The organism is Saccharopolyspora sp. (genome assembly GCF_017434145.1).
GTDB lineage: Bacteria > Actinomycetota > Actinomycetes > Mycobacteriales > Pseudonocardiaceae > Saccharopolyspora_C > Saccharopolyspora_C galaxeae.
Genome location: NZ_JAFRFW010000802.1, coordinates 1 through 3,997 on the forward strand (window position 1 = coordinate 1; position 3,997 = coordinate 3,997).

The following is a 3,997-nucleotide window of genomic DNA, read 5'->3' on the forward strand; positions in this document are numbered from 1 at the left end:
GAGGTGGTCTCCTGCTCGCCCCTCGCGTGTTCCACCAGCGCCTCGGCCGCCTGCCAGCCGACCTCCGCCGAGCCCCAGCCGGGGTCCGCGGAATCGGCGCGGGCCGACTGCGTGGCCGTGAACCCGCTCGGGGCTTCCAGCGCGTCGGCGCCGGCCGTCGGGTCCGGGCCGACCGGCTGCTCGGCCTGCCCGGCCGCGGGCTGGGCGGCCCGCGAATCGGATTCGGCGGACGAGTCCGGTTCGGTGCGCGACCGGCTGCGGCCGTTCGCCAACCCGCCCAGCGGGTCGCGGCTCAACGACTGCGAACCGGTCGTCTCCGGGGAGCCCGAGGAGGGAGCTTCGGCGGCTTCCTCCCGGAACCACTGCGAGAGCACCGCCTCGTAGATCGGCAGCCGCTCGGTCGGCGCGTCGTCGGCCTCGCGGTGCTGGTGAGCCATGCCCAGCGGCGGTGGCTCGGTGCCCGCACCGTTCGGCGCCGGTGGGTCGGCCGGCTGCCAAGCCGGTTCCCAGTCGGCCGACGGGCGGGCGAACTGCTGGGTCTTCTCGGCCTCGAACGGGCTGTTGAACAGGTCTTCCCGCGCATCGTCGACGCGGCTGAACGTGGTCGTCTCGTCGTCCAGGCCGCCGTGCTCGGGCACGCCGTCCAGGCCGGGCGGCGTGCCGCACTGGCCGTCGAAGTCGGCGGCGGCCTGCTCGGCGGGCCACGCGTCGGCTGCGGGCTGTTCCGTGGTCGCCTGCTCCGGCGGTTCGTCCCGGATCGCGGGCCGCTCGGCGGTGTCCCAGCGAGGCACGTCGCTGACTCCGTAGTCGTTCCGGGCGGCGAGCCGGACCGAGTAGTCGGTGCTCGGTTCGGCGGCCGGCTGCTCGGGCTGCGAGGTTTCGGACCGCTCCGGTTCGGGCTCCCGGCGGACGGGCTCCTGCCGCGTGGATTCCCGCTCGGCGGGTTCCTGCCGCGCGGCCTGCGGGCTCTGCTCGATCGGCGCGGAGTCCAGCTGATCGGCGGGGTCGTCGTCCTCGGTGACCCACTCCGGCGAGACGAACACCTTCTCGATCGCGCCCTTGCCGGTGGGCGCCGACGGCGCCGGGCCGGTCCGGGGCTGATCGAATTGGTCGAACTGCGCGGCACCGGACAAGCTCGCCTGCGGTTCCGCTTCGGCCGGCGGCAGCTGCTGCGCCGGGTCGCGCCCGGAAGCGGCGCCGCCGAACGCCGCGGCCAAGCCCGCGTGCGAGCCGGTGTCCACCGTCTCCCGGTCGTCCGCGGAAACCCGCTGCACGTCCGGCATCGGGCGCGGCCCGTCCGGGGTCAGCTGCACGACCAGCTCACCGGAGAGCCGCACGCTGGCGGTCACGCCGCCTTCCAGGTCACCGTTGTTGCGCAGGTCCACCCGGATGTCGTGGCGCTGGGCCAGCTGCCCGACCACGTACAGGCCCATCCGGCGGGAGACCGCGACGTCGATCTCCGGCGGCCTGGTCAGCCGCTCGTTGATCTCGCTGAGCTCGGCGGAGTCGATGCCCACCCCGCGGTCCCGGATCTCCAGCACCAGTTCCTGCCTGCGGTAGGCGGTGCGCACGGTGACCTCGGTGTCCGGGTTGGAGAACACCGTCGCGTTCTCCAGCAGCTCGGCCACCAGGTGCACGAAGTCGTTGACCACCCGGCCCTGGATGGCCAGGTCCGGCGAATCGGCGACGGCGACCCGGGTGTACTGCTCCACCTCGGAGACCGCGGCACCCACGACCTCGGTCAGCGGCACCGGCCGCACCATCCGGCGGGTCAGGTCGGTGCCGCCGAGGATCAGCAGGTTCTCGTTGTTCCGGCGCATCCGGGTCGCCAGGTGGTCCAGCTCGAACAGGCTGGAGAGCTGGTCCGGGTCCTGCTCGTCCTGCTCCAGCCGGTCGATCACGGACAGCTGGCGCTGCACCAGCGTCTGACTGCGGCGGGCCAGGTTGACGAACAGGTCGTTGACGTTGTTGCGCAGCAGCGCCTGCTCGGAGGCCAGCCGCAGCGCCTGCGAATGCACCGCGTCGAACGAGCGGGCCACCCTGCCGATCTCCTCGTTGCTGTGCACCGGGATCGGCTCGACGTGCGTGACGCCGGGGCCCGCCTCGCTCAGGATCGACTGGACCGCGTCCGGCAGCCGCCGGTCGGCCACGTCCAACGCGGAATGCCGCAGCGTGCGCAGCGAACCGAGCAGCTGGCGGGCCACCACGAACGCCACCACCAGCGCGGCGATCAGCGCGAGCAGGGTCGCGACCGTCGCGAGGATGGTGCGCTGCTGCGCGTTCGACGCGGCTTGCTGGCTGGCCTGCTCCAGCTGGCCGCGCAGCTCGTCGCCGACCTGGTTGACCAGGTTGACCTGCTTGTCCGCGACGGTGTCCCACTCCTGCGGGTTCAGCGAACGCAGGTTGCGGTTGTCCGAGTCGTACGCCAGCGCGGTCTGCGCGATGCTGTTCGCCCGGTCGACCTCGGCGCCGGTCACGGTGTCCTGGTAGCGCTGCGCCTGGACCGGGCTGGCCACGGCGGTGAAGTAGTTCAGCGCGGACTCGTAGCGGGCGTCGGCCGAGAGCAGCTCGCGGTCCTGCTCGGTGCGGAACTGCCCGGATCGGATCGCGTCGTTGAGCAGCGCGGCGCGCGTCGAAGCGGCCTCCTGCGCGTCCGCGATCGCGTTCGTGGCCAGGGCCAGCCGCTGCAGCTCCGGTTCCCGGATGCCGGTGACGCCCTGCAGGTTCAGCTTCAGCAGGCTGGTGATGCTCTGGGTGTAGCTGCGCAGCACCCCCTCGGCCGGGTAGCTGGTGCTGTCGACCGACTGCCGCAGGCTGCTCAGCCGCGACTGCACGTTCTGCGCTTCGGTGCGGAACTGGTCGCTGACCGCCGGGTCGGAGGCGTCGATCAGGCCGGTCAGACCGGTGAGTTCCTGGTCGACGGCCGAGCGGGTCGGGGTCAGCGCGGCCGGGTCGGCCGAGCGGCCGTCCGCGACGCGGGAGACCGAGAGGTCGCGTTCCCGCTGCAGCTGGTGCACCAGCCCGTTCATGGCGTTCTGCAGCCGCACCTGCTCGTGCGCGCGCTGGTAGGTGTTGGACTCCGCGAACCCGTCCCAGATGTGCAGCCCGCCGAACGCCACTGCGCTGAGCAGCGGGATCAGCAGGACCGCGAGCAGCTTGGTGCGCAGTCTCCAGTTGCTCAGCCGCCAGTCGCCCTCGCCGTCCCCCTGACCGGTTCGCGGCTGCACGGTTCCGAGGCCGAGCGAATCGCTCCGACCTCCGGTGCCGAGCGACTGAGTTCCGGTACCGAGCGCCTCGCCCATGTGGTGGATATCGGCGTCGGCCTGTTCCGTGCGGCTCAGGCGCTCGCGACCTGTGTCTCCTCGGGCCACTCCAGGCTTCCTCTTTCGACAACAGCGGAGGCTCGCACCGCTTGCGAAAATCTACACTTCGATCACACCGAGGAACGAACCCGCAGTTCAGCGGGCATTTCTTCGGCTGATCAGCGAACCGGCTCCCGTCTGGGACGGTCGCCGGACGCCATGGGTTCCAGCGCAGCACAGGGTACTTGCGAGGACCATCGACGGGGAAGTGGGTAAGGACACGGTAGGTAACCTACCCGCATAACGTTCACTCCAAAGAGGAGTGTACGTGCGTCTTCGGCTCGCTGATCACTACGCGTAGCTTTCAGTCCGTCGGTCTGGCTCGTCACGCCCATGCCGCCACTCGTTCGGCCTATCACTTAAGGTGTCCGTCGATTCGGCGAGTCGATGAACATCGGGCATGATCCCGTCGCCGTCGGTTCATCGACACCTGATCCGGTCGGCCGAACGGGTAGCGCAACGCTCCCCGAAACGGCTCGCTTATCACTCTAGGTGATCAGCGTCGAACCGAACGTTGATCAACAGTAGATCAACACCCGCGCCCTGGCGGCCGGACCCCGCACCGGCTGCGAGTGCGCCCGCACCGCCGCGGAGCCCGCGCCGACCGAGGAGAAACGACCGAGATGCGCAGCCCA

1 protein-coding gene is annotated in these 3,997 nt (G+C 71.0%); it reads right to left on the reverse strand.

The features are described 5' to 3' along the window. Positions 1-3,227: nitrate- and nitrite sensing domain-containing protein (locus IJH84_RS21780; protein WP_295148347.1), on the reverse strand; the 3,227-nt coding region annotated here is incomplete at its 3' end. Positions 3,228-3,997 lie beyond the last annotated feature (770 nt).